This is a genomic window from Allokutzneria multivorans (genome assembly GCF_039537405.1).
GTDB lineage: Bacteria > Actinomycetota > Actinomycetes > Mycobacteriales > Pseudonocardiaceae > Allokutzneria > Allokutzneria multivorans.
The window spans coordinates 105,864-131,617 of record NZ_BAABAL010000026.1; the positions used below are offsets into that span (position 1 = coordinate 105,864).

Sequence of the window (25,754 nt, forward strand, 5' to 3'; positions counted from 1 at the left end):
AGGGAAATGCCGTCACGCGCACGGGCAATACCGTGACCGGGGTCACCGATCTACGTTGAGCGGGTGGCGATGAATCCCGGAGTTGTCTCCCGTTGTTCCGATCCGATCGTCCGTCCCTACACGGAGCGCTGCGCCGACCTGCTCAGCAGCGGCGAGCACGCTCTGCTGGGAATCAGCTCGTTCAACAGCTACTACACCGACGAGCGCGTCGATCAGCTGCTGAGCTGGGCCTTCTGCGAGTTCTCCCGCGTCAACGTGCTGCTGCCGGGTGCCGAGGCGAGCTGGATCCCCAGCATGCGCGGCGCCGACCCCGGCCGGGCCAAGAAGCGGGCGCGGCAGGAGGTGGCGCGGCTGCGCAGGAGGGTGCAGCGGACGTTGGAGGACCTCGGCGTCGACGACCCGGACGCGGTCACCTTCACCTGGACCGAGGTGGCCGACAACGCCCACTACGACCGAATCCTGGAGCAGGCGTGGGCCGGCTACCAGGACAACGAGGAGTTCCGCGAGGCGTGCGAGTCGATCTCCACGCGCGTCCTGCAGACGAACTTCGGCTCGGCCAACCCCGACCCGTGGACCCGGGAGTCCCTGATCGGCTACCTCTTCGCCGAGCTGCCGTTCCTGGTGGACACCCCGCGCATCCTCGGCGTGCCCAACTCGGTCTTCTGCTACCACCGGGAGAGCCCGCTGGTCGAGCTGCTCTCGCGCAGCTCCTTCTCCCCCAGGATCAGCCCGGACCAGGGCCACGTCGTCGTCTCGATCGAGTCCGAGCCGATCGTGCCCGCGCCGCGCGCCGCCGCCGACGACCACGCCCGGGAGGGGCTCTCGGTGCGATGACCGCCGCTTCGGCCGCCCCGTCGTCCCCACCGGCGTGGCCGAGGGTGGACTACCCGTTCGCCAGGGACCCGCACGGCGGACCGCCACCGGTCTTCGACGAGCTGCGCGAGCGGTGGCCGGTGTGCCCGATGCGGATGCCCGACGGCGAGCTGGTCTGGCTGGTCACCCGCTACCGCGATGTGGCCACCGTGCTCTCCGACCCCCGCTTCTCCCGGGCTCTGACCTGCACCGGAGACGCGAAGCTGCTGCGCGTCGGGGTGTTCGGGGACCCGGCGAACATGTTCAACATGGACGCGCCCGACCACACCAGGCTGCGCCGCATCCTGGCCCCCGTCTTCGCCCCGGGGGCCGTGCGCGGCCTGCGGCCGTTCATCGAGCGCTCGATCGGCGCGCTGATCGAGCACCTCGCCCAGCTGACGCCGCCGGTGGACCTGATGACGCAGCTGGCGATCCCGCTGCCGATCTCGGTGAACTGCGACCTGTTCGGCATCGCGGCGAAGGACTGGGCCGAGGCGGCGATGCTGGCATCGGGCTTCAACACCACCACGACCGCGCCCGGTGACCTGCGGCGGCAGTACCGGATGCTGCGGGCGCTGCTGGAGCGGCTGGTCGCCGAGCAACGCGCGCGGCCGGGGACCGGTGTGCTGTCGATGATGCTCGCCGCCCGCGACGAGGAGGACCGGCTCAGCGACGACGAACTGCTGGCCACGGCGGCGGTGCTGCTGGTCGGCGGCACCGAGACGGTGTCCTCGGTGGTCGGCCTCGGCGTGCAGGCGCTGCTCAACCACCCCGAGCAGCTCGCGGCTTGCACCGCCAACCCCCGGCTGTGGAAGACCGCTGTCGAGGAGGTCATGCGCTACCGCCCCGGCTTCGACCTGAGCGCGCTGCGCGTCACCCGCGAGCCGGTCGAGCTGTCCGGCACGGTGATCCCGCAGGGTGCCTCGGTGTGCGCCCCGGTGCTCGCGGCGGCCTACGACCCGGCGGTGTTCCCGGACCCGCACCGCTTCGACATCCACCGCGACAACGCCTCGCCCATCCACTTCGGGCACGGAGCGCACTACTGCATCGGCGCGGGACTGTCCCGGCTCGAACTGGAGGTGACGTTCTCGAAGCTGTTCGAGCGCTTCCCCGGGCTGCGCCTGGCCACCAGCCCGGAGCGCATCCCGTTCCAGCGCGGCTCCGCCCACATGCGCCCCACCCGGCTGATGGTCACCTGGTGACGCGCGACCGCCCCCAGCCCTGAGGGGATGGGGGCGGCCGGAGAGCTTCGCGTCAGGACTCCCCGGGAGCGTCCTCGGCCGTGTCCTTGTCCTTGTCGGCCTTGTCAGCCTTGTCGGCGGGGGCTTCCTCTGCGGGGGCCGGGAAGAGTTCTTCCAGCGCGGCACCGTCGATGCGGCGGAAGGCCCGCTGCGGACGGGTGCGGTCCAGGATCGCGACCTCCAGCTTGCCGCCGGAGCCACCGCCGCCCTTGGCCGCGGGAGCGGCGGGGGCCGCCGCCTGCTTCGCCGCCGCGGGAGGGGTCGGAGTGCCCGCCGCCAGTGCCGCGGCAGCGACCTGGACGGCGTCGGAGAGCTCCATGTTCTCCCGGTAGGACTCCTTGAGCGCGTTGGTGATCGCCTCCGCGTGCCCGCCCATGACCACGAACTGCGGCTCGTCGAAGATCGAACCGTCGTAGGTGAGCCGGTAGAGCTGGTCCTCGGCGGAGGAGGCACCGACCTCGGCGATGCAGATCTCCACCTCGAAGGGCTTGAGCTGCTCGGTGAAGATCGAACCCAGGCTCTGCGCGAAAACGTTTGCCAGCGCGCGGGCGTTGACATCGCGCGGGTGGTAGGAGTACCCGCGCACGTCCACCCAGCGGATGCCCGCAGTGCGCAGGTTCTCGAACTCGCTGTAGCGGCCGACGGCGGCGAAGCCGATCCGGTCGTAGATCTCGGAGACCTTGTGCAGCGTGGTGGACATGTTCTCGGCGACGAAGAGCACACCGCCGGCGTAGGTGAGCACGACGACGCTGCGGCCCTTGGCGATGCCCTTGCGGGCCAGCTCCGAGCGGTCCCGCATCACCTGCTCGGCGGATGCGTACAACGGCATGGTCATGGCGAGCTCCAGGCGTGAGAAGTGCGGTCAGGGGCCAGGGTGTCGGTCGGGCTCAGCCGCCGGGGCGTTCGTGGCGCCCGCGCACCACGGCCTCGGCGACCTCGGCCACCTCGTCCGCGCCGAGCCGGACCGAACCGCTCTCCTCGACCGTGGCCACGATCGGGTAGATCCGCCTGGTCAGGTCGGGACCGCTGGTGGCGGAGTCGTCGTCGGCGGCGTCGTAGAGCGCCTCGACGGCGTTGCGCACGGCCGTGTCGCGGTCCGCGCTCACCTCGTGCCGCTTCTTCAGCGCGCCCTTGGCGAACACCGAGCCCGAGCCCACCGCGTGGTAGCCGCCGTGCTCGTCGTAGCGGCCGCCGGTGACGTCGTAGGAGACGATCCGGCCCCTGCGCTCGTCGAGGTCGTAGCCGACGAACAGCGGCAGCACCGCCAGGCCCGCCATGGCCGCGTCGAGGTTGCCGCGCAGCATCGTGGCCAGCTTGTTCGCCTTGCCGTCCAGCGACAGCGGCACGCCTTCGAGCTTCTCGTAGTGCCGCAGCTCGACGGTGAACAGCCGGACCATCTCCACCGCGAGCCCCGCCGCACCGGCGATGCCGACCGCGGAGTACTCGTCGGTGAGGAAGACCTTCTCCATGTCGCGCTGGGCGATCACGTTGCCCATGGTGGCCCTGCGGTCACCGGCGATCAGCACACCGCCGTCGTAGACCAGCGCGACGATCGTGGTGCCGTGCGGGGCGTGCGCCTCGCTCCCGCGACCCCCGCCGTGGCTCCCGTGGAGTGCGCCGCCGGGGGCGTGTCTGCGCCCCGGCAGCAGCTCGGGCGCGGCGGCCTGCAAGAACTCGCTGAACGACGACACGCCCGGGGTGAAGAAGGCGGACGGCAGGGCTGCGCCCGGGTAGGACCGGGCCGAGGGGTTGTCCATCGGCTTTGTCTCCAAGGGTTTCTCGGCTGGGACGGGAGCGGGGCGGACCCGCTGCGGCTACTCGCCGCCCTTCTGCACGTAGGCCCGGACGAAGTCCTCGGCGTTCTCCTCCAGGACGTCGTCGATCTCGTCGAGGATCGAGTCGACGTCCTCGCCCATCTTCTCCCGGCGTTCCTGTCCGGCCGCCGCCGCGTCGTCCGACCCGTCGTCGCCGTCGCCGCCGCCCTGACGCTGCTTCTGCTCCTGTGCCATCTCGCCCTCCGGTTCGATAGGCGCCTGTGTCCAAACAGTACCGATCGGGACCGACACTCGTCCCGCACCGGGCGTTGCTCCGTCTGATCGATCTTGTTACGGATCAGCGTCGGGTCAGGGTCGCCACCAGCTGTTCGGCGGTTTCGGAGTCCTGGAGCAGCTGTTCCACGTGCGCCTTGGTCCCGCGCAGCGGCTCCAGCGTGGGGATGCGCACCAGCGACTCCCGGCCCAGGTCGAAGATGACCGAGTCCCAGGACGCCGCGGCCACCTCGCCGGGGTAGCGGGACAGGCAGCGGCCGCGGAAGTAGGCCCTGGTGTCCTGCGGCGGCTCCTTGATCGCCTCGCGGATCTCCTCCTCGGTGACCAGCCTGCGCATCGAGCCGCGCGCCACCAGGCGGTTGTAGAGGCCCTTGTCCAGCCGCACGTCGGAGTACTGGAGGTCGACCAGCTGCAGCCGGGGCGAGGCCCAGGTCAGGCCGTCGCGGGCGCGGTAGCCCTCCAGCAGGCGCAGCTTCGCGGGCCAGTCCAGGCGGTCGGCGCACTCCATCGGGTCCCTGGCCAGCGCGTCGAGCACCTCGCCCCAGATCCGCAGCACGTCCAGCGTGGGCTGTTCGGCGCCGTGCCGGTGGTAGAACTCCACGGCGCGGTCGTGGTAGGCGCGCTGGATGTCCAGGCCGGTGTACTTGCGCCCGCCGACGAGGTCGACCCTGACCTTGAGCGAGGGGTCGCGGCTGATCGTGTGCACCGCGCGGACCGGGTCGGACAGCCGCAGGTCGTCGAAGCGCATACCGGACTCGATCATGTCGAGCACGATCGCGGCGGTGCCCACCTTGAGGTAGGTGGAGTACTCGGCGAGGTTGGCGTCACCGATGATCACGTGCAGCCTGCGGTACTTGTCCGCGTCGGCGTGCGGCTCGTCGCGGGTGTTGATGATGCCGCGCTTGAGCGTGGTCTCCAGGCCGACCTCGACCTCGATGTAGTCCGAGCGCTGGGAGAGCTGGTAGCCCGCGTCCTCGCTGGCGGTGCCGAGGCCAACCCTGCCGGAGCCGACGACCACCTGGCGGGAGGCGAAGAACGGCGTCAGGCCCGCGATCACCGCGGTGAACGGGGTGGAGCGCGACATCAGGTAGTTCTCGTGGGTGCCGTAGCTGGCGCCCTTGCCGTCGATGTTGTTCTTGTAGAGCTGGATCCTGGGCTGGCCGGGCACGCTCGCCGAGCGCAGCGCGGCCTCCTCCATGATCCGCTCACCGGCCTTGTCCCAGATCACCACGTCCCTGGCGTTGGTCAGCTCGGGGGTGGAGTACTCCGGGTGCGCGTGGTCGACGTACAGGCGCGCGCCGTTGGTGAGGATGACGTTGGCCGCGCCGAGGTCCTCGACGTCCGGGTCGGTCGGGGGCAGACCGGGCGCGCCCAGGTCGAAGCCCCGCGCGTCCCGCAACGGTGACTCCACCTCGTAGTCCCAGCGCGCGCGTCGCGCCCTGGGGATCTCGGCCGCCGCCGCGTAGGCGAGGACGACCTGGGTGGAAGTGAGCACCGGGTTGGCCGCAGGGTCGCCCGGCACGGAGATGCCGTACTCCACCTCGGTTCCCATGATCCGCCGCATGTGGTGCACCTTACGGCCTCCGTGTGACGATCAGGGGGTGGCGGTGATCGACGAGTTGGTTGCGATCTTCGACGCACGCGGTAACAGGACCGGTTCGCGGCCGCGTTCGGTGATGCGCGCGCAGGGCCTGTGGCACGCGTCGACCGCGGTCCTGGTGCGCTCCGGCGACGGCACGCGGGTGTACGTGCACAAGCGCAGCGACACCAAGGACTTCGCGCCGGGGATGTACGACTGCTGGGCGGGCGGCGTCCTCGGCGCCGACGAGGACCCGGCCTCGTGCGCGGAGCGCGAACTGGCCGAGGAGCTGGGCATCTCCGGGGTGCCCGTGGAGCCCCTGTTCACCGCCACCTACCTCCAGCCGCCCGTGCGCGCCCACATGTTCGCCTTCGAGGCGCGGTGGGACGGGCCCGTGGTGTGGCAGCCGGAGGAGGTGGTCGCGGGCGACTGGATGGGCCTGCCCGAACTCCGGCAGCGCCTCGCCGACCCCACCTGGCCCTTCGTCCCCGACGGCCGCCAACTCATCACCCACTGGCTGACCCACCACCTCTCCACCGACGTTTAAACCCTGAACGACCCGTTCAGCGCGTTGGGAGCCCTGAACGGGTCGTTTAGTGCGTTGGGAGCCCTGAACGGGTCGTTTGGTGCGTTGGGAGCCCTGAACGGGTCGTTTAGTGCATTCAACGCACCAAAGGGGGCGTTCGCGGGCGGCGGTCAGGTGGCGAGGAGGAGGGCGGCGAGGGTGAGCGCGCCGGGGATGACCTGGACGAACAGGATGCGCTTGGTGGCGGTGGCCGCGCCGTAGATGCCGGCGACGATGACGCAGACGGTGAAGAAGACCTTGAACTGGAAGCCGACGTCGCCGCCGGCGATGAGGCCCCACGCCAGGCCTGCCGCGAGGAAGCCGTTGTAGAGGCCCTGGTTGGCGGCGAGCGGGGCGGAGGCGGCGGCGAACTCCGGGTCGGTGCCGAAGGCGGCCCGCGCGCGCGGTGTCTGCCAGAGGAACATCTCCAGCACCAGGATGTAGGCGTGCAGGACGGCGAGGACGCCGACCAGGATGTTCGCCAGGAGCTGCATCGGGGCAGCCTCCTTCATGAGTCAGGATTGTTTCGCTACGCGATCGTAGCGCAACGGGCGGGGCCCGCGCGCAGCGAACCAAAAGCGGGCCCCGCTCGCCACAGGAGTCATCCGATCAGCGTCGGCCGGTGTCATCAGTGACCACTGTGGACACACGTTCACAGCGGCCGTGGCGGAACGACGAGGGCGCCCACCGTCCACAGTGGATGATGGGCGCCCTCGTCATCGGGTCAGTCCGTGGCCAGCGCCTGCAACGGGCTGGTCCGCGCCGAACGCCGCGCCGGTCCGACGGCCGCGACCATGGTCAGCAGCAGCAGGCCGCCGCCGACCAGGGCAAGCTGGCCGTAGGGGATGCTGATGATGTCGAACTCGCCGAGCGAGCGGACCCCGATCGAGCCGTAGAGCGAGCCGAGCACGAGCCCGAGCACCGCCGCGCAGGCTCCGAAGACCACCGCCTCCCACGCGAGCGTCGCCCGCATGCCGCCCCTGGTCAGGCCGAGCGCGCGGAGCAGGCCGTTCTCCTGGGTCCGCTCCACCACCGACAGCGACAGCGTGACGGCGACGCCGACCACCGCGACCAGCACGGTCATCCCGACCAGGCCGAGCGCGATCAGCGTCATCGTGGTGAACATCTTCTCCATCGCGGCCTTCTCGTCCCCCGGCACCATCACCGACAGGGTCGTGTCGTTGCCGAGCGCCGTGCTCACGGCCGACTTGAGCTTGTCCTTGTCCACCCCGGGCGCCGGGTCCACGAGCATGATCTGGGGCTTGTCCGAGGGCCGCACCTTGGCGAAGTCGCCGGGGTGCAGCACGGCCGAGCCCAGCGCGGCGTTGCCCCGGTAGACCGCGATCACCTTGGCCTGCAACGGTTGTCCGCCGGTTGCGGTGACCGCGACGGTCTGGCCGAACTTCACGCCGAACTTCTCCGCGTAGGTCCGCGAGACCGCGATCGTGCCGGGGGCCAGGTCCTTCAGCGAGCCCTCGTCGGCGTTGGTCCGCGCGACCGGTGGGTAGGCGGCCACGTCCATGCCCGCGACGTAGACCTCCGAGCTGCCGATCTTCACCTCGCCCCGGGAGACCAGGGAGAACGTGCCGGTCTCGGGGAGCGTGCGGACCTTCTCCGCCAGCTTCGGATCGATCCCCGACCCGCTCGCGGAGGAGCCGGAGGAGCTGACCTGCACCACGGCCGGGTAGCGCGAGGCCAACCGGTCGGTGCTGCTGGCCTGGATCGAGCTCATCCCGACCAGCACGGCGCTGACCAGCACCACGCCGAGGGTGAGCACCGTGGTGGTGTTCGCGGTGCGCTTGGGGACCCGCAGCGCGTTGCCGACGGCGAGGCGCCCCGGCGTTCCGCCGACCAGCCGGACCAGGCCGCCGAGCAGCTTCGCCAACAGCGGCATGATCACCGGCCCGGCCGCGATGAGCGCGAAGAACGCCATCAGGCCGGAGCCCGCCACGGCGACGAGCGCGATCATCGGCGCCTTGCCCACCGGGAGCAGCAGCAGGCCGACCGCGGCGGCCGTGAACAGCGCCGCGAAGATCATCCGCCGGGTGAACTTCGCCTGACCGGCGTCGGTGACCTTGGCGGCACCGAGCGCGGCGATCGGCGGCACCCTGGTCCCGCCGACGGCGGGGGCCAGCGCGGCGATCACCGTGACCACCGTCGCGAGCAGCACGCACAGCAGCAGCGAGGTCACCGAGACCTGCAACGGCGGCAACGGCTCCTCGGTGAAGTTCCCGGCGACGGCGAGGCCCGCGTAGCCGAGGCCGACCGCCGCCAGCACGCCGACCACACCGGCCGCGATCCCGGACAACCCGGCTTCGAACAGCAGCGAGCGCAGCACCTGTCCCCTGGTCGCGCCGACGCAGCGCATCAGCGCGGTGCGGCGGCGGCGCTGGGCCACCACGATCCGGAACGTCGAGGCCACCACGAGCGCCGCCGCGACCAGCGCGACACCGGTGAACACCGACAGGATCGCGAAGAGCACGTCGACCACGCTGAGCGCCGACCTCACCTCGGCGGCGCGCCGCTCGACGCCGGTGCTCACCGTGCTCCCGGCACCCAGTGCGGAGCGCAGGGCGCTGAGCACGGCGCTCTCCGAGCCGGAGGCGGCGACGTCGACCTGCTCCCAGGTGACCTGCTGGCCGAGGACCGCCCGCACCGCGTCAGGCGTGCCGACGAGCGTGGAACCGCGGTCCCCCTTGCCCTTGACGACGCCGCTCACGGTGACGTCGGCGGACTTCTTCTGCCCCCACGCGGAGAGCGACAGCTTCGCGCCGACGGCCAGCCCGGTTGACTTCGCGGTGTTCTCGGTGACCGCGACCTGACCGGGGCCGGACGGGGCCGCGCCGGAGACGACGGAGTAGCGCGAGAGCGAGCCCTTGCCGCCGTCGGCGTTGATGTCCCAGTAGCCGGGTTCGGCCGTGCCACCGGTCTTCGCCACGGTGACCGAGCGCCTGGTCACCGGAGCCGCCTCGGTGACCCCGGGGACCGCGCGGATCGTGGCGAGCACGGTGTCGTCGATCGGGTTGCTCCGGCCCTCCACGACCACGGAGGCGCCCTGCGGCGTCACGGCGGCCTGGAGTTCGAGGCCCTTGCGCATGGTGTCGGCGAACATGAACGTGCCCGCCGTGAACAGGGTCGCCACGACGACCGCGAGTCCGGTCAGCAGCAGGCGGGTCGGGCGTTGCCGTGCTTCGGCGAGCACGGCGGAGGTGAGTGGGGAACGAGCCACCGCCGCCTCACACTCCCAGGCGGCGCAGCGCGTCGAGCACGCTGTCCTGGGTCGGGCGGAAGATCTCCCCCGCGAGCTTGCCGTCGGCCAGCAGCACCACGCGGTCGGCGAAGGTCGCCGCGACCGGGTCGTGGGTGACCATCACCACGGTCTGGCCGAACTCGTGCACCGAGCGGCGCAGCAGGTTCAGCAGCTCGTGCCCGCTGCGCGAGTCCAGGTTGCCGGTCGGCTCGTCGGCGAAGACCACCTCGGGCCGGGTGACCAGGGCGCGCGCCACCGCGACGCGCTGCTGCTGGCCGCCGGAGAGCTCCGAGGGCCGGTGCCCGAGCCGCTGGCCGAGCCCGAGCACGCCGACGAGCATGTCCAGCCACTGCTTGTCCGGCTGTCTGCCCGCCAGCTCCAGCGGCAGCAGGATGTTCTGCAGCGCGGTCAGCTGCGGCAGCAGGTTGAAGGACTGGAAGACGAAGCCGATCCGGTCCCGGCGCAGCGTGGTCAGGTCCCGGTCGGAGAGCCTGGTCAGGTCGGTCGTGCCGAGGAACACCCCGCCCCCGCTGGCCGCGTCGAGCCCGGCGAGGCAGTGCATCATCGTCGACTTGCCGGAGCCCGACGGCCCCATGATCGCGGTGAACTTGCCCGCGTGGATGTCCAGGTCGACCCCGTCCAGCGCCCGCACCGCGGCCTCGCCGCTGCCGTAGACCTTGACGAGGCCGACCGTGCGCGCCGCGACGCGGAGCTCGGTCCGGCCGGCGACCGGCGGAGCTGAAGTCACTGGGGTTCTCCTTGCGTTGACACCGTGTTCGACCGTCCACTTCGGACCAGGCCGAAGCATCGGCGCAGGTCCGATGCACAGTCTCCGGACGGTAGCTGAGCGGGTCCTCAGGTGCTTCCCCGAGACAGACCCGGAGTTCGCCCGCGCTGCCCCCTGACAACTCCGTCGCGGGCGCGCCCGGAGCGCAGCAGCAGCGCGCCCGCGGACATGGCCAGCGCCAGCGCGCCGACCCCTGTCAACCCGACCCTGAGGTCGCTGGCCTCGGCGACGACGCCGATGAGCACCGGACCGAGCAGCAGGCCCGTGTAGCCGAGCGCGCCGACCTGGGCGATGGCCGCTCCGGAGAGCCGCTGCGGCACCAGGGACCCGGCGAGGGAGAACGTCAGCGGCACCGCGACGCACACCGCCGCCCCGACCACGGCGAAGCCCAGCAGCACCAGCACGGCCGACTCCGCGAGCACCACGAGCACGAACGCCGCCGCCGTGGCGATCCCCGACCACACCAGCAGTCGCCGCGCGCCGAACCGGGCGCTGGCCCGATCGCCCACGAGCCGCCCGGCGAGCATCGCCACCTCGAAGGCCGGATATCCCAGCGCGGCAAGGCAATCCCCCGCGCCGAGCGCGTCGCGCAGGTACAGCCCGCTCCAGTCGGCCACCGAACCCTCGATCAGGAAGGCCACGAAGCACAGCGCTCCGACGAGGTAGACCACTCGCGGCAGCCGAACTCCGCCCGGCGCGGGCTCAGCACCTTCGGAGGCGGTCGGGTCGCACAGGTAGTCGCGGCCGAGCACCAGGGCGACCGGCACGCTCAGCGCCCCGGCGAGCGCGAGCGTCGGCGTGAAACCCAGCTCCAGCGCGGCGGCTCCGGCACCGCAGAGTCCACCCGAGACGGCGCCCGCGCTCCAGCCCGCGTGCATCCCGCTCATCACCGGCCTGCCCATCGCCAGCTCCACGGTGGACGCTTGCGCGTTCATCGCGATGTCGGTGAGCCCGAAGGCCATCCCGAACACCACGACGGCGGCGAGCAGCACCGGGTAGGAGCCCGCGACCGACACCGCGAGCACGCCCAGCCCGACCGCCGGGGCGGCCAGCCGGAGCACGGTGCGACTGCCCACAGTGGACAGCACGGTCCGGGAGAGCTGCATGCACACCAGCGCGCCGGTCCCCCACGCGAAGACCGTGAGCCCGACAGCGCCCTCACCGAGGCCGAGCCGATCGGCCAGCGCCGGAATGCGCACGGTCCAGATGCCGAAGACGAACCCCACGAGCGCGAACGTGGCGATCGTCGACCGCCGCGCGCGGATCACCCCGGTGGTGGCCACCTCCGCGTCACCCTTCCTCGGGGTGAGCGCCGCTGACTGGGGACACACGAGAAGAACACCACGGTGAACGGGAATTCGCGCTGTGGAATTCACCGGACAACGCGAAAGAGTCCATTCCGGACACTGTGCGCTCTCGCCGCAGCGAAGCGATCACCCCGTAGTTCAGCAATTCAGGGGAGGCCACGGTAACCGAACGGCCCCCCGACCGAGGGGTCGGGGGGCCGTTCGCGCAACTGCGCCGCGCTGACCGTTCTCCAGATCCGGCTACAGGTACTGACCGGTGTTGTTGGCGTTGTCGATCGCCCGGCCCGTCTCCTGGTTCTTGCCCGTGATCAGGGTCCGGATGTAGACGATGCGCTCGCCCTTCTTGCCGGAGATCCTGGCCCAGTCGTCCGGGTTGGTCGTGTTGGGCAGGTCCTCGTTCTCGGCGAACTCGTCCACGATCGCATCCAGCAGGTGCTGCACCCGCAGACCCGACTGCTGGTGGTCGAGCACCGACTTGATCGCGTACTTCTTCGCCCGGTCCACGATGTTCTGGATCATCGCGCCGGAGTTGAAGTCCCGGAAGAACAGGACCTCCTTGTCACCGTTGGCGTAGGTGACCTCCAGGAAACGATTGTCCTCGGACTCCTCGTACATCCGCTCCACCGTGCGCTGCACCATGGCGTCGATGCAGGCGCGCTTGTCCCCGTGGAACTCGGCGAGGTCGTCCTCGTGGATGGGCAGGTTGTCGGTCAGGTACTTGGAGAAGATGTCGGTGGCCGCCTCGGCGTCCGGCCGCTCGATCTTGATCTTCACGTCGAGCCTGCCGGGTCGCAGGATCGCCGGGTCGATCATGTCCTCGCGGTTGGAGGCGCCGATGACGATGACGTTCTCCAGGCCCTCGACACCGTCGATCTCGCTGAGCAGCTGCGGCACGATCGTGGTCTCCACGTCCGAGCTGACGCCGCTGCCCCTGGTCCGGAAGATCGAGTCCATCTCGTCGAAGAACACGATCACCGGGGTGCCCTCGGAGGCCTTCTCCCGAGCCCGCTGGAAGATCAGCCTGATGTGCCGCTCGGTCTCGCCGACGAACTTGTTGAGCAGCTCGGGGCCCTTGATGTTGAGGAAGAACGACTTCGCCTGGTCGTGGTTGGTGTCACCGCGCGCCTTGGCGACCTTCTTCGCCAGGGAGTTGGCCACGGCCTTGGCGATGAGCGTCTTGCCGCAGCCGGGCGGGCCGTAGAGCAGCACGCCCTTGGGGGGCCGCAGCTCGTACTCGCGGAACAGGTCCCCGTGCAGGAACGGCAGCTCCACCGCGTCGCGGATCTGCTCGATCTGCCGGAACAGGCCACCGATGTCCTCGTACCGGACGTCGGGCACCTCCTCCAGCACCAGGTCCTCGACCTCGGCCTTGGGCACCCGCTCGTAGGCGTAGCCCGCCTTGCTGTCCACGAGCAGGGAGTCACCGGGCTTGAGCGGAGCGTCCAGCAGCGGGTGCGCCAGCAGCACCACCCGCTCCTCGTCGGCGTGCCCGACCACCAGTGCCCTGGTGACGCCTTGCACGTCGGACTCGGTGTTGAGCAGCTCGCGCAGGGTGCAGACCTCGCCGATGCGCTCGAAGTCGCCGCCCTCGACCACGGTCAGCGCCTCGTTGAGCCGGACCGACTGCCCCTGCTGGAGCGATTCGGTCTCGACCGCGGGGGACACCGCGACGCGCATGCGCCGCCCCGAGGTGAACACGTCCACGGTGTTGTCGGGATGCCTGGCCAGGAACACGCCGTAGCCGCTGGGCGGCTGGGCGAGCCGGTCCACCTCCTCTCGCAGGGCGAGGAGCTGACCCCGGGCCTCCTTGAGCGTCTCCACGAGCTTGGTGTTGCGCTCGGTGAGCTGACTCACCCGGTTGGACGCCTCGGCCAGCCGCTGCTCCAGCAGCCGGACGTGCCGGGGCGATTCGGTCAGTTTGCGGCGCAACAGCGCCACTTCGTCCTCAAGAAATCGGATCTGCGCGCTCAACTCGGCCGCGCTGCCGCCACTCTTCCGCTCGCCGCCCTGCTCAGGGCGGCTGCCGGGATGGTCGTGCTGCATGTCGGCACCCTCCTCCCGCACTCGTGTGACCACGGTACCGGCGATCACCGACAACCGAGATGTCCGCCAGGCCACTTGGGCGTAACGAAGCCGATAAACGCCCGCTCGGCGGGATGAACTGCTCCATCTCGGTCACGGCGGGAACCAGGTACCCACTACCGTGCGTCCAGTAGCCGTGCGACAGCGTCCGATCGGGCGTTTTCCAGACAGAGGCCTTCAGGAGACCCGATGTCCACACCGCCTTGGCAGGGTGAGCACCCCGGACAGCCGTCCGGGACCCCGCCCGAGCTGGGCGATCACGGACGGCCGGGCTCCGTCGGGATGCGCTGGCAACCCCGGTCGCGGCAAGGGTTTCCGACGGCGGGGATGAATGGAGTTGATCACGCAGCGCGACAGCGGGACCCTGGCGGTGGTGATCGCCGGACCTGGCCGTGGATCGTCGTCGGCGGTGCTCTTCTCGCCGTTGGAGTGGCGGTGACCTGGGTGTTCGTGCTCAATGGCTCCGAAAAGGACGATCCGAGGACGGTCGCGGAGGCCTACGCCGCCGCACTGTCCAAGGCGGACGGCAGTGACAGATCGCTGCTGTGCGCCAAGGACAAGACCGCTCTCGGCGCGCTGGATGAGGTGACGAAGGGGTTGGGCGAGCTGACGAAGAGCCTCGGGCTCGGCGGCCTCGCTCCCACCCCGGAGAGCGCCGCCGTGACCTCCGTGACCGCCAACGGGGACACGGTGACGGCGACGCTGGAAATGAGGGTCAGCGGCTCCTCCCGGCCGGTGACCGAGACGTACGACCTCGTCACGGAGGACGGGGGCTGGCGGATCTGCGGTGTGACCAGGGGGCTCGGCCTGCTCGGCAAGCTGGGTGGCCTGGGCGGTGGCCGTTGATGTGGTGGCCGTTGAGTGGTTGGCCGTTGATGTCCGGCAGTGATCGACGAGTGAAACAGGAACGGTGATGACCTACCCACCCCAGCAGCCCTACGGTGGCCAGCCAGACCCCTACAACCAGGGCGGGCAGGGGCAGCAGCCCTACGGCCAGCAGCCGCCGCCCAACACCGGTGGCTTCAACCAGCCCCAGGACCCCTACGGCCAGCAGCCGGGCGGCTTCCCCGGTGGTCCCGGCGGCCCGCCCAACACCGGCGGCTTCCCCGGCCAGCCCGGCCCGGGTCAGCCCGGTCCCTACGGCTACCCGCCCCAGGGCCAGCCCGGTCCCGGCGGCCCGCAGGGTCCCTACGGCCCTCCGCCCGGCTACGACGGCTACGGCACCCCGCCCGGCGGCCCGAAGAAGAAGACCGGCCTGATCGTGGGCATCATCATCGCGGTCGTGGTGCTGGCCGGCGGCGGCGTCGGCGCGTACTTCCTGTTCTCCGGCAGCAGCCCCAACGCGATCGCCGAGCGCGCCGCGCAGCTGATGTCGGAGAGCTTCGGCAAGAACGTCACCGAGTACCCGATCGACCAGTTCCGCGAGGGCCTCTGCGCCAAGGACATGCAGGTCCTCACGGAGTCGCTGGAGAAGGAGCAGAAGCGCCAGCAGACCAACACCCGCACCACCACGCCGCGCAGCACCACGGCTTCGACCGCGAAGTTCGTCGTCAAGAGCGTCACGGCGGAGGGTGAGACGGGCAAGGTCGTCATCGAGCGGACGCTGTCCAGGGAGGGCAGCGAGGACAAGAAGCAGGACTTCAACTACGACCTGCTCACCGAGAACGGTGACTGGAAGATCTGCGGGATCTTCAAGGCCAGCGACACCCCGCCGCCGGTGCCCACCGCGCCGAGCTCGCGGCCGTCCTCGCCGACCTCGCGCCCGTCGTTCTCGATGCCGTCCTTCTCCATGCCCTCGTTCTCCATGCCGTCCTTCTCGATGCCGTCGTTCCCGGTGCCCACCAGCTGATCGGGCGTGACACCACGAAGGGCGCCTCCCGTCACGGGAGGCGCCCTTCGGTCGTCTTCGGAGTGGCCCTAGGCCCTGTCCTGCACGTCATCGGGTTCGCCGGTCTTCAAGACCACCCAACCCCCACCCCGGCCGTCTCCAACGACAGCAAACCCCGCAAGACCGCAGGGTTTGCGGCGGTTAACGATGATCAACAGAGGGGTTTGCGGGTCTTGAAGACACCCCAACCCCGGACGGCACTTGCAGGACGGGCTCTAGCCCTTGCTGGGGCGGCGCTGCGGTTTCGGCGCCGTCACGCCCTCGGCCAGCAGGCGCGCGGTGAGCAGGAACGCGGTGTGCGCGACCATCCGGTGCTCCGGCCGCACCGCGAGGCCCACCGAGTGCCACGGGCGCATCAGCGTCTCCCAGGACTCCGGCTCGGTCCAGCAGGTCTGCTCGCGCAGCGCCTCGGTGATCCGCGACAGCTGCGTGGTGGTGGCGACGTAGACGGTGAGCACGCCGCCGGGCACCAGGTTCTGCCTGATCATCGGCAGCATGTCCCACGGCGAGAGCATGTCCAGCACCACGCGGTCCAGCTGCGGGCCCGCGTACTCGGCGGCGTCGCCCAGGTGCAGGTCCCAGTTCGGCGGGTGCTCGCCGAAGAAGCGCTGCACGTTGCGCTCGGCGTGCTCCAGGTGGTCCTCGCGCACCTCGTAGGAGGTGACCTGGCCCTTCTCCCCGACCGCGCGCAGCAGCGAGCAGGTCAGCGCGCCCGAGCCGGCTCCGGCCTCCAGCACCCTCGCCCCGGGGAAGATGTCGCCCCACATGACGATCTGCGCCGCGTCCTTGGGGTAGATCACCTGGGCGCCGCGCGGCATCGAGAGCACGTAGTCGGGCAGCAGCGGGCGCAGCGCCAGGAACAGCGTGTTGCCGACGGAGGTGACCACGCTGCCCTCGGGCTTGCCGATCAGGTCGTCGTGCGCGATGGCGCCGCGGTGGGTGTGGTAGTCCTTGCCCGCCTCCAGCACCACGGTGTACTTGCGGCCCTTCGGGTCGGTGAGCTGGACCCGATCACCGGGTTGGAACGGGCCGCTGGTCCTGCTCACTGCTGACTACCTCCGAGGGCGATGCGTGCGTGGTGTTGGGCGCACGATCGTCGCATCCTCGCGCGGGGCGGCGGTCAGCGGCCACGCGCGGCGGTCAGCGCGGCCCGCAGGTCCTCCCTGCGCAGCACCCCGCTCGGCTTGCCGTCCTCGTCCACCACCAGGAACTGCCATGCCGCGCCCGTGCGGACCCGCTCGGCGATCTCCTCGCCCGGTTCGGAGTCCAGCAGCACCGTGTCCGCCGTGATCGGCTCGGCCGCGCGCTCCGCCGGGGTGTTCGGCTGGGTGGCCGCCAAGCGCTCCGCCACCGCCGTGTCCAGCAGGCCGACCGCGATCCCGTCCGCCCTGACCAGCACCACGCCCCGGCCCGCCGCGGCCGCGAGCGCGTCGGCGACCGGGCTCTCCGCGGGCAGTTGCAGCACCGGGCGCAGCAGCTCGGCCAGGGTCAGCCCCTCCGGCCAGGCCGTGCGGCGCTCCGCCGCGAACTCCGCGCTGGCACCCGTCACCACGAAGGCCGCCATGAGCACGCACACCGCCAGCCGCAACCACTGGTCCGCCCCGCCTTCGACGAGCCCGCTCACCGCCCACACCACCAGCCCCGCGGCGACGAGACCCGCTCCGACCACCGCGGCCCTGGTGCCCGCGCCCCGGCGACCCGTCGCGCCCCAGACCACCGCGCGCACGATGCGCCCACCGTCCAACGGCAGCCCCGGCAGCAGGTTGAACAGCGCGACGGCTCCGTTGGCGATCGTGGCCTGGAGCAGCAGCACCCACGCCACCGTCTCGTGCTCCGCCATCAGCAACGCCAGGCCGAAGACGCCCGTCAGCAGCAGTGACACCACCGGCCCCGCCGCCGCGACCACGCCCTCGTGCGCGGGGGTGGACGGCGTGCGGACGACTTCTGAGACCCCGCCCAGCATCTGCAACCGCACCCGGCGCACCGGCAGTCCCAGGCGCAACGCCGCGACGCAGTGCCCCATCTCGTGCAGCAACACCGAGATCGCCAGCAGGATCGCGAACGCACCCGCGAGCAGCGCCGCGACCCACACCGGACTTCCCGGCAGCAACAGGCCGACCAGCGGTGTGTAGAACAGCACGACCAGGACCGCGAAGAGCCACCACGACGGTGCGAGCACCACGGGAACGCCCGACACACGACCGAGGAGCAACCCTCCTCCGCCGTGCCCGTCCCACCGTCCCTCGGCCGTCACGCACAGCAGCGTAGGGGTCACCGTGTTCGCTCGCCGTATCGCCCGCCGGGTCGGCGGCGGCCGCTCCGGGGCGGGTCGGTGATCTTGTCGGGGTTCTGGCCTAGGGTGCGGGGCGTGGCGGAGATCGCGAACGACCCCCCAGCCGGTTCCGCGCCGGAGGAGCCTGCCGCTCCGGCTCCGGCGGTGACCGCTCCTGCGGAGACCGCGAGTCCGGCGGACGAGCGCGGGGCGCGGCGGCCGGTCCGACGGCCCGCGCTGTCGCCGTCGCGGGCGAGCGACTTCAAGCAGTGCCCGTTGCTCTACCGCTTCCGCGCGGTGGACCGGTTGCCGGAGAAGGCGACCAGGGCACAGGTTCGCGGCACCGTCGTGCACTCCGTGCTGGAGCGGCTCTTCGGCATGCCCGCCCAGCAGCGCGTGCCGGACACCGCAAAGGGCCTCGTGGAACCGTCCTGGGCCGACCTGCTGACAGAGCGCCCCGAGCTGCTGGCGGAGATGTTCGAGAGCTCCGAGGACCCCGAACTCGCGGAGTGGCTGGAGTCGGCGAAGTCCCTTGTGGACGGTTACTTCCTGTTGGAGGACCCGCGCAGGCTCGAACCCGACGCGTGCGAACAGCTGGTGGAGACCGAGCTGCCGTCGGGGGTGCTGCTGCGCGGCTACGTCGACCGCGTCGACGTGGCGCCCACCGGTGAGATCCGCGTCGTGGACTACAAGACCGGCGCCGCGCCCCGCGAGATCGGCGAGGCCAAGGCGCTGTTCCAGATGAAGTTCTACGCGTTGGTGCTCTGGCGGCTGCGCGGAGTCGTTCCCCGGCAGCTGCTGCTGATGTACCTGGCCGACCGGCAGAAGCTGGCCTACACCCCCGACGAAGGGGAACTGCTTCGGTTCGAGCGCACCCTCGACGCGATCTGGCAGGCGATCCTGCGCGCCGGGCGCACCGGCGATTTCCGGCCGAATCCCGGAAAGCTGTGCGCTTTCTGCGACCACCAGGCGCTGTGCCCGTCCTTCGGCGGCACTCCCCCGCCGTACCCCGGATGGCCGGAACCCGACGCCGGAACCGAGACGATGGCCGATCGGGCAGAGTGACGACCGCGCGAAAGTGCGGGCTTTCCCCTCGGTAGGCGGTATTCGGCGGGGGTGGTGCCAAGGTATCCATAAATGGCACCCCAATCGCTGTCTCGGGGGAGGGGCAAATGAGCTCTGGAATCGACGTCTCACGACATCAGGACGTGAACTGGTACGGCGTCCGCGACGCCGGGTACGAGTGGGCCTACATCAAGGCGACCGAGGGAATCGGTTATGTGGACCCGGTTTTCGACGCACATCTGAACGCGGCCCGCTCGGTCGGCTTCACCGTCGGCGGCTACCACTTCGCCCGGCCGGACACCAACCCGCCGGAGGCCGACGCCGAGCACTTCGCCACCGAGCTGAACGCGCGCGGCCTCGGCGGCGAGGGAAACCTGCCGCCCTGCCTGGACATCGAGCGCGACAACGGCGGCGACCTCGCCGAGTGGGTGCGCGTCTTCATCGCCGAGACCCGCAGGATCACCGGCCGCAACCAGATCATGGTCTACGCCAGCACCAGCTGGTTCCGCGACAAGCTCAACCCCGACCACTGGCTCGACGACGGCGTGCGGCTCTGGGTCGCCCACTACGGGCGCCCGCCCGGTCAACCCGGCTACCTCACCGACAAGGTGTGCGCGCACCAGTACAGCGACACCGGACGGCTGCCGGGAATCGACGGCCCCGTCGACCTGAACCTGTGCATGGTCGAGCTCGACCAGCTGACCGCACAGTAAAAAACGGTAACGGCACAAAGGGAGAAAGGACACTCCTATGTGGACGAAACTGTTCTGGCTCGGCGCGGTCGAGCGCGCGATCAAGACCTTCGCGCAAGCGGCGGTCGCGGTGCTCGCGGCCAATTCCGTGGGATTGCTGGACGCGCCGTGGGGAGCCGCGGCGTCGGCGGCGGGACTGGCGGCCGTGCTGTCGCTGCTGACCTCCATCGGCTCAGCGACCATCGGTGACCACACCAGCCCGAGCCTGGTGCGCACGGCGGCGGCACCGGCCGGATCGGCGACGCTGACCAGCACCCCGCAGGCCAGCCCGACCGTTCCTCCCGGCCCGATGCCCTGAGCTGAAGGGCGGGGGTCCACGGGCCCCCGCCCTTCAGCTCCACTGTGGACTCGGGGACGGCTCCCGCGCCCGACCTCGACAGGGACTTCACCTTCGGTGCTTGTAGCGTGTGGACCGTGAGCCGCCGCGTCGTGACCTTGGTGTTGAGTGCGTTGCTGGCCGCGGGGCTGGCCCTCGGCTCGACGGCCGTGACCGTGCCGTACGTGGCGCTCGGGCCCGGCGAGATCCGGGACACCCTGGCCTCGGTGGACGGCAGAGCGGTCGTTGAGGTCACCGGAGCGCCCACCTACCCCACGACGGGCTCGCTGTACCTGCCGACGGTCTCGGTCACCGACGACCTGACCCTCTACGACGCGGCGCGGATGTGGGCCTCCTCGCGCTTCGCGCTCGCCCCGCGCGAGCAGATCTTCCCGCCGGACAAGACCGTCCAGCAGGTCCAGCAGGACAACACCAAGGCGTTCACCGGGTCGCAGTCGGTCGCCGAGGACGCGGCGCGCACCTTCCTGAAGCCCGCTTCGCCGATCAAGGTCTCCGTGGGGATCAAGGACATCGGCGGCCCCTCGGCCGGGTTGATCTTCGCGTTGACCGTCGTGGCCAAGCTGACCCCCGGCGACCTGCTCAAGGGGAAGTCCGTCGCGGGCACCGGCGAGATCGCGCCGGACGGCGCGGTCGGCGGGATCGGCGGCATCCGGATGAAGATGATCGCCGCCAAGGAGATCGGCGCGACCGCCTTCCTGTCCCCCGCCGCGAACTGCGAGGAGGCGTTGCAGACCGTTCCGGACGGCCTGCGCCTGGTCAAGGTGAGCACGCTGACCGAGGCCGTCTCCGCGCTCACCGCGCTCGGCGAGGGCCGCGACGCCCCCTCCTGCTGAGCCGGGGGGTTGCCCGGGACGGTGTGCGGGGCCTAGCGTGCGCGCTGGACATCCCACGTCCTATGTCTGGAGGCGGCATGGTCGAGCTCAGCAGGCGCGCGTTCGCGACGATGGCCTCCCTGCTGCCCCTCACCCCGGGCATCGCGGCCGCCGACCCGGCCTCACGTGATGGCTGGACGCGACTGGCCCCGCTGCCGCCGAACCCGACCGCGTGGCATCCGGCGATCCCCGTGGGCACGCCGCACTGGCGCCAGCTCGGCCTCGCCGGTCCGCTCGCCGGAGTGCACGCGGGGCACCTGATCGTCGCGGGCGGCGCGAACTTCCCGGAGCCCGCGAAGACCGCCAACCGGCGCAACGAGCTCGGCAAGGTCTACTGGAACGACGTGTTCGTCATGGCGCCCAACGGTTCCTGGCTGCCAACGACGTTCAGCTTGCCCAACAGCCTCGCCTACTCCGCGTGCCTGAGCACCGGGCGCGGCGTCCTGGTCATCGGCGGCGAAGGATTCCTCGGTGGCCCAAGCGGTTCCGCGCTCGCACCGGTGCGGAAGTTCGCCGAGGTCTTCTCCCTCCGCTACAACCCGCAGCGGCGCGCGATCGAGCAGGAGCAGCTGCCACCGTTGCCGCGCGCGATGTCCTACGGCGTGGCCGGGATCGTCGACGACGTCGTGCACGTGGCTGAGGGTGCGGACTTCTACGCACTCGACCTGGCCCGCCCCGGCGACGGGTGGCGGAGGCTGCCGACCTGGCCGGGCGATCCGCGCTCAGTCGCGGTGGGCGGGGCCCACGACGGACGGTTCTACCTGCTCAGCGGGCGAGCGCAGACGTCGACCGGCTGGCAGTTCTACCGCGACGCCTACGCGTACTCGCCGCGCCAACGGAGCTGGCGGCGCATCGCCGACCTGCCGTGGTGCGTGACGGCGGGAATGGCTTTCCCTGGCGAGGACGGCCTGCTCGTGCTCGGCGGTGATCGCGATCTGGCGCGGTGGAACCTGATCCAGCACCAGACCGCGCTGCGCGACCGCGAGCCGAAGGACTCCCCGCGCTGGCACGAGCACAACGACGTGATCACCTGGATCCACGACCACCACACCGGGTTCACCCCGGAGGTGCTGCACTACGACGCGGCGCGGAACTCCTGGCGCGCCAAGGGGCACTTCCCCGGCCCGCCGCCCGCGACCACCCCGGCGGTGCTCTGGAACGGGCACCCCGTGGTGGTCAGTGGCGAGATCAGGCCGGGGGTGCGCACCCCGGCGGTGTGGCGGCTCGGCTAGCGGTCTACAGCCGGCAGGAGCGGATGTCGGAGACCAGGATCGCCTTGGCTCCCAACGCGATCAGCCGGTCCATCACCAGGTTCGCCTCCTTGCGGGCGACCATGGCGCGCACCGCGACCCACTGCGGGTCGGCGAGCGGGGACATCGTCGGCGAGTCCAGGCCGGGGGTGATCTCCACCGCCGCGTCGAGCAGGTCCTGCGGGCAGTTGTAGTCCAGCATCATGTACTGCTGGGCGAACACCACGCCCTGCAACCGACCGGCCAGCTGCGACTTCTCCGGCGACTCCGGCGAGTTCGCGCGCTCGATGAGCACTCCCTCGGAGCGGCAGATCTCGTCCCCGAACGCGACGAGGCCGTGCTGGCGCAGCGTGCGGCCGGAGCCGACCACGTCCGCGACCGCGTCGGCGACACCGAGCTGGATGGAGATCTCCACCGCGCCGTCGAGGCGGATCACCTCGGCGGCGGTGACGCCGTGCCGGGCGAGATCGGTGCGCACCAGGCGGGGGTAGGCGGTGGCGATCCGCTTGCCCTCCAGGTCGCCGACCTTCCACTCGCGCCCGCTCGGCGCCGCGTAGCGGAAGGTGGAGAAGCCGAAGCCGAGCGAGAGCGCCTCGGCGACCGGCGCGCCGGACTCCTGCGCGAGATCGCGGCCGGTGATGCCCAGGTCCAGCTCGCCGGAGCCGACGTAGATGGCGATGTCCTTGGGGCGCAGGAAGAAGAACTCGACCTCGTTGACCGGGTCCAGCACGGTCAGGTCGCGCTGCTCATGCCGCTGCCGGTAGCCAGCCTCGGTGAGCATCTCGGAGGCGGCACCGGCCAGTGTGCCCTTGTTGGGCACAGCGACACGCAACATCGTTGGTTCTCCTAGCTTGAGCGTCAGAGGTAGCGGTAGACGTCTTCGAGGCTGATGCCGCGGCCGATCATCAGCACCTGCAGGCGGTAGAGCAGCTGCGAGATCTCCTCGGAGAGCTGCTCGTCGGACTGGTACTCGGCGGCGATCCAGACCTCGCCCGCCTCCTCCAGCACCTTCTTGCCCTGCGCGTGCACACCGGCGTCCAGCGCGGCCACCGTGCCGGAACCCTCCGGCCTGGTGGCTGCCCGTTCGGTCAGCTCGGCGAACAACCCGTCGAACGTCTTCACGCCCTGAATCCTTTCATCTCACCGTTCCGAACGGATGCCCCGGGTGGTCGGCCTCACCTGGGTTATTCTGGTCGACTGCCCTCAGGAAGGAACGATCATGACGACTCCGATGGACGACGCCGAGATCATCGCCGTCAACGTGGACTTCGACCCCACGCACAACTCGGCGATCACCCTCGCCGAGTACGACCCCGAGTGGCCCGCGCTCTTCGAGCGGGAGGCGAAACGCCTGCGTTCGCTGCTCGGCGACACGCTCGTCGGCGCTGAGCACACCGGCTCCACCTCCGTGCCCGGCCTGGCCGCGAAGCCGATCATCGACATGACCGTCGCGGTGGTCGACTCCACCGACGAGGCCGCCTACGTGCCGCAGATGGAGGCCGCGGGCTACGTGCTGCGGGTGCGCGAGCCGGAGTGGTTCGAGCACCGCATGTTCAAGGGCCCTGACACCAACATCAACCTGCACGTGTTCACCGCCGGGTGCTCGGAGATCGAGCGGATGACGCGCTTCCGCGACCACCTCCGCTCCAACGACTCCGACCGGGAGCTGTACGAGCGGACCAAGCGCGAACTGGCCCAGCGCACGTGGAAGTACGTGCAGAACTACGCCGACGCCAAGACCGAGGTGATCCAGGAGATCATGCGGCGCGCAGGCGGCTGACCAGGTCGCTCGCGGCGGCGGGACCGACGACCAGCCAGGGGTCCCCTGCGGCGTCGGCCCGCCGCACGCACAGGTACCGCCCGCCGCCGGTGTCGAAGTAGTGCACCGTCGCCCCGATGCCGTCGCGGGTGGCGCAGAGCATCAGGCCTCCCCCGGTCCTCGGGCTCTCCAGCAGTGATCGGCAGCGCCGCAGCTCCGGCTCCTCGGGGTGCGCCCGGACGAGCAGCGAGTCCCGCGCGGGAGGTCGTTCGGGCACCGAGACCACCCCGCCGCGTCCCGGTGGCATCGGCGGCAGCGCGGAGACCAGCGCCTCCGCCGCCCGCTCCGCGGGAGCCGTCTCCAGCGTGACGTGCCCCAGCTCCACCACCACGCGCAGCGCGGCCCGCTGACCAGCGGCGACGTGCGCCGAACAGCTCCGCTCGACACCGCCGAACCACCCGAAGTACTCCACCGACGGCGCGCGCAGCAACGCCATCTCCGCCGCCAGGTCGCCGTGCGGCTCCAGCTCCCGCCAGGCCAGCCGTTCCAGCTCGTGCCGCTCCCGCGCGGTCCTTCCCGGCGAGGGCACCGCGGCCAGCGCGGGCGGCTTCGTGCCGAGGCCGTGCCACTGCCACAGCACGTCGAAGGCCAGCGCGGAGATCTTCACCCGCATGGTCAGGGCTCCTCACCGATCACGGGCGGAGCGACCTTCTGCATGTCGTTGGTGAACACGTCGTCGACCTCCACCAGCCACGACGGCCGCTGGTGCTCCTCGTCCTCCGCGCCACCCGCCTGCCCGCCCATCGGCCCCGCCATCGGCGTCCCAGGCCTCGCTCCACCGCTGCGGGCCGCCGGAGTCATCCCCGCGACACCGCGTCCCGCTTCGCCCGGCGCGCCTCGCCCACCGCCCTGTCCTGCTCCTCGCCCTGCTTGGCCCGCTTGGCCCGCGCCCGGCCTTCCCGCACCTCCGGCGCTGTCTCCGGCCCCTCCGGCCCCCAATGCGAGCCCGCCCATCGCCCCCAGGCCGCCGATCGCTCCGCCGAGGCCCTGGTCCGCGCTCTGGTTTCCTTCCGGCCGCCACGGCTGCGGACCGGCTTGGCCGTGCTGCGGCGGGGGTGGCACGAACGACGCGCTCTCCGACCCGCCGACCTGCCCCGTTCCGCCTTGGCCCGCGCCGCCTTGTCCGACTCCGCCTTGCCAGGCGCCTCCACCGAGATCGCCGCCGCCGCGTGGGCCGCGTCCCTCGGGTGGGAGGCGCGGTGGGCCGGGGTCGCGCGGCGGTGCTTCCGGCGGCTTCACCTCACCGCCCGCGCCGTTGGGCTGGCTGAACTCCGGCATCGCGTGGACCGCCGTGGTGGAACTCGTCCCGTAGCCCTCCGCCACGCGGACGTTGTGCTCCAGGTTCGCCACCCACCGCTGCATCGTCTTCACGAACTGCGACGCGTCGGGAACGCCGATGAGGCCGCCCGTGATCTGCTTCGTGTCCGGGACCGGGCTCGGCGGCTCAACGCTGTTCTTGGCGCGGAAGAACGCGTCCCGCACCAGGTTCACCTGCTGCTGCGCGCCGTCCGCGACCTGCTTGATCCCGTCGGCCCACGCCACCATCGGGCTCATCCCGCCCCTGGCCGACTCCGCCGCCCCGCCCGTCCAGAACGCCCGCGACTCCTCGATCCCGTTCTTGAGGATGGCGTGGACCTCCGCGTGGATCTTGGTGATCTGCTTCAGCGTCTCCTCCGCGACCGAGCACGCTGCCTGCGGCCCTGGACCGCCGTGGAACCAGTTGTAGATCGTCTGCGAGTCGTAGCCAGCGGGCCTCGCCTCACCCACGATGGTCTTGGTGAACACCGC

Annotated in this window: 26 protein-coding genes; 11 read left to right on the forward strand and 15 right to left on the reverse strand. The window is 71.0% G+C overall.

From position 1 onward, the window contains the following. Positions 1-69 precede the first annotated feature (69 nt). Together ABD798_RS34755 and ABD798_RS34760 are read left to right on the forward strand one after the other, a co-directional pair. On the forward strand, positions 70-834 hold the full coding sequence (locus ABD798_RS34755) for a tRNA-dependent cyclodipeptide synthase (protein WP_344885509.1): 765 nt from the start codon (positions 70-72) through the stop codon (positions 832-834). Further along, positions 831-2,054: a cytochrome P450 gene (locus ABD798_RS34760; protein ID WP_344884999.1), complete on the forward strand. Its 1,224-nt coding sequence runs from the start codon at positions 831-833 to the stop codon at positions 2,052-2,054. The genes ABD798_RS34755 and ABD798_RS34760 overlap by 4 nt, the downstream gene beginning before the upstream one ends. 52 nt (positions 2,055-2,106) lie before the next feature. Here ABD798_RS34760 and prcA read toward each other — a convergent pair whose 3' ends face one another. The 4 genes from prcA to dop all read right to left on the reverse strand — a co-directional run bounded on the left by prcA (position 2,107) and on the right by dop (position 5,705). Then, positions 2,107-2,928: a proteasome subunit alpha gene (prcA, locus tag ABD798_RS34765; RefSeq protein WP_344885002.1), complete on the reverse strand. Its 822-nt coding sequence runs from the start codon at positions 2,926-2,928 to the stop codon at positions 2,107-2,109. A gap of 52 nt (positions 2,929-2,980) precedes the next feature. Then, positions 2,981-3,850: a proteasome subunit beta gene (gene prcB / locus ABD798_RS34770; RefSeq protein WP_344885004.1), complete on the reverse strand. Its 870-nt coding sequence runs from the start codon at positions 3,848-3,850 to the stop codon at positions 2,981-2,983. Positions 3,851-3,907: 57 nt separating this feature from the next. Further along, positions 3,908-4,102 carry a ubiquitin-like protein Pup gene (locus tag ABD798_RS34775; protein ID WP_086825147.1) on the reverse strand — a complete coding sequence of 65 codons (195 nt, stop codon included), beginning with the start codon at positions 4,100-4,102 and terminating at the stop codon, positions 3,908-3,910. 103 nt (positions 4,103-4,205) lie between these two features. After that, positions 4,206-5,705, reverse strand: coding sequence for a depupylase/deamidase Dop (gene dop / locus ABD798_RS34780; protein ID WP_344885009.1), 1,500 nt, complete (start codon positions 5,703-5,705; stop codon positions 4,206-4,208). Positions 5,706-5,748: 43 nt separating this feature from the next. Here dop and ABD798_RS34785 point away from each other — a divergent pair, with 43 nt between their 5' ends. After that, positions 5,749-6,267, forward strand: a complete 519-nt coding sequence (locus ABD798_RS34785; protein ID WP_425549320.1) for an NUDIX hydrolase — start codon at positions 5,749-5,751, stop codon at positions 6,265-6,267. A gap of 149 nt (positions 6,268-6,416) precedes the next feature. Here the strand turns inward: ABD798_RS34785 and ABD798_RS34790 are convergent, their stop codons facing one another. The 5 genes from ABD798_RS34790 to arc form a co-directional block, all read right to left on the reverse strand. After that, positions 6,417-6,779, reverse strand: a complete 363-nt coding sequence (locus ABD798_RS34790; protein ID WP_344885512.1) for a DUF1304 domain-containing protein — start codon at positions 6,777-6,779, stop codon at positions 6,417-6,419. Between the two features lie 230 nt (positions 6,780-7,009). Next, positions 7,010-9,514, reverse strand: a complete 2,505-nt coding sequence (locus ABD798_RS34795; protein ID WP_344885015.1) for an ABC transporter permease — start codon at positions 9,512-9,514, stop codon at positions 7,010-7,012. Between the two features lie 7 nt (positions 9,515-9,521). Continuing rightward, entirely contained in the window at positions 9,522-10,283 is a 762-nt protein-coding gene (locus tag ABD798_RS34800; protein ID WP_344885018.1) for an ABC transporter ATP-binding protein, read from the reverse strand. A gap of 107 nt (positions 10,284-10,390) precedes the next feature. Beyond that, positions 10,391-11,605, reverse strand: a complete 1,215-nt coding sequence (locus ABD798_RS34805; protein ID WP_344885022.1) for an MFS transporter — start codon at positions 11,603-11,605, stop codon at positions 10,391-10,393. A gap of 264 nt (positions 11,606-11,869) precedes the next feature. Continuing rightward, complete coding sequence (gene arc, locus ABD798_RS34810; RefSeq protein ID WP_344885025.1) at positions 11,870-13,672, reverse strand: proteasome ATPase; 1,803 nt, start codon at positions 13,670-13,672, stop codon at positions 11,870-11,872. Between the two features lie 474 nt (positions 13,673-14,146). Here arc and ABD798_RS34815 point away from each other — a divergent pair, with 474 nt between their 5' ends. Both ABD798_RS34815 and ABD798_RS34820 read left to right on the forward strand, forming a co-directional pair. Next, a complete protein-coding gene (locus ABD798_RS34815) occupies positions 14,147-14,557 on the forward strand; it encodes a hypothetical protein (RefSeq protein WP_344885027.1) in 411 nt (136 codons plus the stop codon). Between the two features lie 67 nt (positions 14,558-14,624). Then, positions 14,625-15,560 carry an Rv0361 family membrane protein gene (locus tag ABD798_RS34820; RefSeq protein ID WP_344885030.1) on the forward strand — a complete coding sequence of 312 codons (936 nt, stop codon included), beginning with the start codon at positions 14,625-14,627 and terminating at the stop codon, positions 15,558-15,560. Positions 15,561-15,814: 254 nt separating this feature from the next. Here ABD798_RS34820 and ABD798_RS34825 read toward each other — a convergent pair whose 3' ends face one another. Beyond that, complete coding sequence (locus tag ABD798_RS34825; RefSeq protein WP_344885033.1) at positions 15,815-16,645, reverse strand: tRNA (adenine-N1)-methyltransferase; 831 nt, start codon at positions 16,643-16,645, stop codon at positions 15,815-15,817. A 74-nt stretch (positions 16,646-16,719) separates the two neighbouring features. After that, entirely contained in the window at positions 16,720-17,853 is a 1,134-nt protein-coding gene (locus ABD798_RS34830) for a site-2 protease family protein (protein WP_344885036.1), read from the reverse strand. 183 nt (positions 17,854-18,036) lie between these two features. Here ABD798_RS34830 and ABD798_RS34835 point away from each other — a divergent pair, with 183 nt between their 5' ends. The 5 genes from ABD798_RS34835 (at position 18,037) to ABD798_RS34855 (ending at position 22,129) form a co-directional block, all read left to right on the forward strand. After that, positions 18,037-18,936: a RecB family exonuclease gene (locus tag ABD798_RS34835; protein ID WP_344885515.1), complete on the forward strand. Its 900-nt coding sequence runs from the start codon at positions 18,037-18,039 to the stop codon at positions 18,934-18,936. A gap of 107 nt (positions 18,937-19,043) precedes the next feature. Next, positions 19,044-19,649 (forward strand): glycoside hydrolase family 25 protein, encoded by a 606-nt coding sequence (locus ABD798_RS34840; protein WP_344885039.1) that lies wholly within the window; start codon positions 19,044-19,046, stop codon positions 19,647-19,649. 37 nt (positions 19,650-19,686) lie between these two features. Beyond that, entirely contained in the window at positions 19,687-19,986 is a 300-nt protein-coding gene (locus ABD798_RS34845; protein ID WP_344885042.1) for a holin, read from the forward strand. Positions 19,987-20,102: 116 nt separating this feature from the next. Further along, positions 20,103-20,858 carry a YlbL family protein gene (locus tag ABD798_RS34850; protein ID WP_344885045.1) on the forward strand — a complete coding sequence of 252 codons (756 nt, stop codon included), beginning with the start codon at positions 20,103-20,105 and terminating at the stop codon, positions 20,856-20,858. Between the two features lie 77 nt (positions 20,859-20,935). After that, positions 20,936-22,129 carry a galactose oxidase gene (locus tag ABD798_RS34855; RefSeq protein WP_344885048.1) on the forward strand — a complete coding sequence of 398 codons (1,194 nt, stop codon included), beginning with the start codon at positions 20,936-20,938 and terminating at the stop codon, positions 22,127-22,129. A 4-nt stretch (positions 22,130-22,133) separates the two neighbouring features. On the opposite strand, the gene hisG is transcribed toward ABD798_RS34855, so the two are convergent. Further along, positions 22,134-22,982 carry an ATP phosphoribosyltransferase gene (hisG, locus tag ABD798_RS34860; RefSeq protein ID WP_344885051.1) on the reverse strand — a complete coding sequence of 283 codons (849 nt, stop codon included), beginning with the start codon at positions 22,980-22,982 and terminating at the stop codon, positions 22,134-22,136. A gap of 23 nt (positions 22,983-23,005) precedes the next feature. Further along, on the reverse strand, positions 23,006-23,269 hold the full coding sequence (locus ABD798_RS34865; RefSeq protein WP_344885054.1) for a phosphoribosyl-ATP diphosphatase: 264 nt from the start codon (positions 23,267-23,269) through the stop codon (positions 23,006-23,008). A gap of 97 nt (positions 23,270-23,366) precedes the next feature. Here ABD798_RS34865 and ABD798_RS34870 point away from each other — a divergent pair, with 97 nt between their 5' ends. After that, positions 23,367-23,927: a GrpB family protein gene (locus ABD798_RS34870; protein WP_344885057.1), complete on the forward strand. Its 561-nt coding sequence runs from the start codon at positions 23,367-23,369 to the stop codon at positions 23,925-23,927. Here ABD798_RS34870 and ABD798_RS34875 read toward each other — a convergent pair. Together ABD798_RS34875 and ABD798_RS34880 are read right to left on the reverse strand one after the other, a co-directional pair. Further along, positions 23,905-24,579 (reverse strand): ESX secretion-associated protein EspG, encoded by a 675-nt coding sequence (locus tag ABD798_RS34875; protein WP_344885060.1) that lies wholly within the window; start codon positions 24,577-24,579, stop codon positions 23,905-23,907. The two genes, ABD798_RS34870 and ABD798_RS34875, sit on opposite strands and share 23 nt — an antisense overlap. 2 nt (positions 24,580-24,581) lie before the next feature. Beyond that, on the reverse strand, positions 24,582-25,751 hold the full coding sequence (locus ABD798_RS34880; protein WP_344885063.1) for a hypothetical protein: 1,170 nt from the start codon (positions 25,749-25,751) through the stop codon (positions 24,582-24,584). Positions 25,752-25,754 lie beyond the last annotated feature (3 nt).